At 65.9% G+C, this 3,132-nt stretch carries 2 protein-coding genes; one reads left to right on the top strand and one right to left on the bottom strand.

Features of this window, described 5'->3' with window-relative positions:
* Nucleotides 1–204: 204 nt before the first annotated feature.
* Nucleotides 205–2,496, bottom strand: coding sequence for an NADP-dependent malic enzyme (locus ACTHLF_RS01975; protein WP_440324376.1), 2,292 nt, complete (start codon nucleotides 2,494–2,496; stop codon nucleotides 205–207).
* A gap of 271 nt (nucleotides 2,497–2,767) precedes the next feature.
* Between ACTHLF_RS01975 and ACTHLF_RS01980 the strand changes: the two genes are divergently transcribed.
* The coding region (locus ACTHLF_RS01980; protein WP_440324377.1) for a hypothetical protein at nucleotides 2,768–3,132 on the top strand (365 nt) is incomplete at its 3' end.

The raw sequence follows: 3,132 nt of genomic DNA on the forward strand, positions 1-3,132 counted from the left end.
TCGTGTCGCCTGTGCCGTCCGTCAGGCCCCTGCCGAAAGCCAGGGGATGACTGTTTAAGCAGGCTTTCGGAAATGTGTAGGAGCCCACCCTGTGGGCGACGCCGTTCGCGATGGCGCAACAGGCCCTGTGACGTCTAGGCGAAACATGTCGCCCACAGGGTGGGCTCCTACGAGGGTAGCATCGCTTGATTTTTCAATAACTTACTACGATCGGCGACTCACACCCGCGCGGATCTGCGCTTCCACGCAGGCGACCGAGGTCATGTTCACCACCCGGCGGACCGTGGCCTGCGGGGTGAGGATGTGGGCCGGCTTGGCCACGCCCATGAGGATCGGGCCGATGACCACGCCATCGCAGAGCACCCGGACCATGTTGTAGGCCGTGTTGGCCGCATCCAGGTTCGGGAACACGAAGACGTTGGCCTTACCTTCCAGGCGCGAGTTCGGGAAGATCCGCTCGCGCAGCTCGGGGGTGAGGGCCACGTCGGCCTGCATCTCGCCTTCAACTTCCAGCTTGGGCACGCGCTCGCGGATGAGGTTGAGCGCCTCGCGCATCTTCCGGGAGTTGCGCGTCTCACGGCTGCCGAAATTGGAGTTGGACAGCAGCGCGATCTTCGGCTGGATACCGAACAGCTTCAGGCGGATCGAAGCCTGCAGGGTCGCCTCGGCGATCTGCTCGGCCGTGGGGTCTTCCTGGACATAGGTGTCGAGGAAGAAGAACGTGCCCTTCTCCGTCGCCACCGCGGCCATGGCCGAGGCCTCGCAGACGCTGTCGTCCAGGCCGATGATGTCGCGGATGTAATCGAGCTTGCTCTGGTAGGTGCCCACCAGGCCGCAGATCATGGCGTCGGCCTCGCCGCGCTCCACCATCAGCGCCGCGATCACCGTGGGACGCGAGCGAACCACCGCCTTGGCGGAAGCCGGCGTAACGCCACGACGCTCCATGATCGAGTGGTACAGCTTCCAGTAGTCCTCGAAGCGAGGATCCGAGTGGATATTGCACATCTCGAAATCCACGCCCGGCTTCAGGCGCAGGCCAGCGCGGGCGATGCGTTTCTCGATGACATCCGGGCGGCCGACCAGGATCGGACGGGCCAGGCCTTCATCGACCACGGTCTGCACGGCGCGCAGCACGGTCTCTTCCTCGCCTTCCGCGTAAACCACGCGCTTCGGATCGGCCTTGGCGCGATCGAACACGGGCTTCATGAGCAAGCCGGTACGGAAGACGAAACTGGTGAGCTTCTCGATGTAAGCCGGGAAATCCTCGATCGGACGCTCGGCCACGCCAGAATCCATCGCGGCCTGGGCGATCGCCGGCGGCAGCTGGATCAGCAGGCGCGGATCGAACGGCTGCGGGATCAGGTACTCCGGGCCGAAGCTCGGCGGCTTGCCGCCGTAGGCGCGCGCGCTGACATCCGAGGATTCGCGGCGCGCGAGTTCGGCGATGGCCTTCACGCAGGCCACCTTCATGTGCTCGTTGATGACCGAGGCGCCCACGTCAAGCGCGCCACGGAACAGATACGGGAAGCACAGCGCGTTGTTGACCTGGTTCGGGTAATCCGAACGGCCCGTGGCCATGATGCAATCCGGGCGCACGGCCTTCGCGTCTTCCGGCAGGATCTCCGGGTTCGGGTTGGCGAGCGCGAAGATGATCGGGCGCTCGGCCATGGTCGCGACCATCTCCGGCTTCAGGATGCCGCCGGCGGAGAGGCCCAGGAAGATGTCCGCGCCGTCGACGATCTCGGCGAGCGTGCGCTTGTCGGTGTCGCGCGCGTAGCGCTGCTTGTCCGGGTCGAGGTCGGTGCGGCCCGTGTGGAGCACGCCATCGCGATCGAACGCGAGGATGTTCTCCTTCTTCATGCCCAGCGTCACGAGCATGTCGACGCAGGAGATGCCCGCGGCGCCCATGCCGGTGGTGGCGAGCTTCACGTCTTCGATCTTCTTGCCGGTGACGAGCAGCGCGTTGAGCACCGCCGCGCCGACGATGATCGCCGTGCCATGCTGGTCATCATGGAACACCGGGATCTTCATGCGCTCGCGGAGCTTGCGCTCGACAACGAAGCATTCCGGTGCCTTGATGTCCTCGAGGTTGATGCCGCCGAAGGTCGGCTCGAGGCTGGCGATGATGTCGACCAGCTTGTCCGGGTCGGTTTCGTTGATCTCGATGTCGAACACATCGATACCGGCGAACTTCTGGAACAGCACGCCCTTGCCTTCCATGACCGGCTTGCTGGCGAGCGCGCCGATATTGCCAAGCCCGAGCACTGCCGTGCCGTTGGTGATCACCGCGACCAGGTTGGAGCGCGCGGTGAGCTCGGCAGCTTCCTTCGGATCCGCCACGATCGCGTCGCACGCGGCGGCCACGCCAGGCGAATACGCCAGCGACAGGTCGCGCTGGGTCAGCAGCGAGGTGGTAGGAGTGACCTTGATCTTGCCCGGGCGGGGAAGGCGGTGGTATTCGAGGGCGGCTTGCCTCAGTTCCTCGGAGATGGCCATGGGATCCTGTGGGACGTAGCGGGTCAATGAGGGGGCGCTGGCCCTGGGCCGGCGCGGCAGGCCACCGATGTTAACACCGTGCCCCCGCCATCCCCTTGCTGCGGTGTGTCGCTTTCCGACAAGCAGTGATACCCGGCGCCCACGTATACGGCGGGCGCATACCTGCATTGCATCGCCATGCGCCTGCGTACGCTGGTCCTCCCGTCATGGCCGGAGGGTCGCAATGCTGAAAGTTCCTTCAATCCTTGCGGTTGCGTTGGTAGGACCGGCCATGGCGGGACCCGTCTCTTCGCCGCTCACCGACGCCCGCGCGCCGCTGTTCGCCGTCGCGTCCGATGGGCGCGCCGCGGCGGTGGTCGAATTGCCCCTGGCCGATGGCACGCCGTCGGCGTTTCGCATGGTCGATTCGCGCACCTTGCCAACAGGTTTGATGCGCCGGTTCCCGGCCATGCGCAGCTTCCGCGGAGAGGATGGCGCGGGGCGGGTGGCACGCCTCGATTACGCGGCCGATGCGGCGCGGTTGAGCGTCCGGGATGGTGCGCGGTGGTCACACCTCACGGTAGCGCTGGCCGTGGCGCCGCCGGATGCTTCCTCCGCTCACCCCGCACGCAGGAACCGTTCCACGCGCGCACAAGT

Source organism: Luteibacter sp. (assembly GCF_051958795.1).
Classification (GTDB): Bacteria; Pseudomonadota; Gammaproteobacteria; order Xanthomonadales; family Rhodanobacteraceae; genus Luteibacter.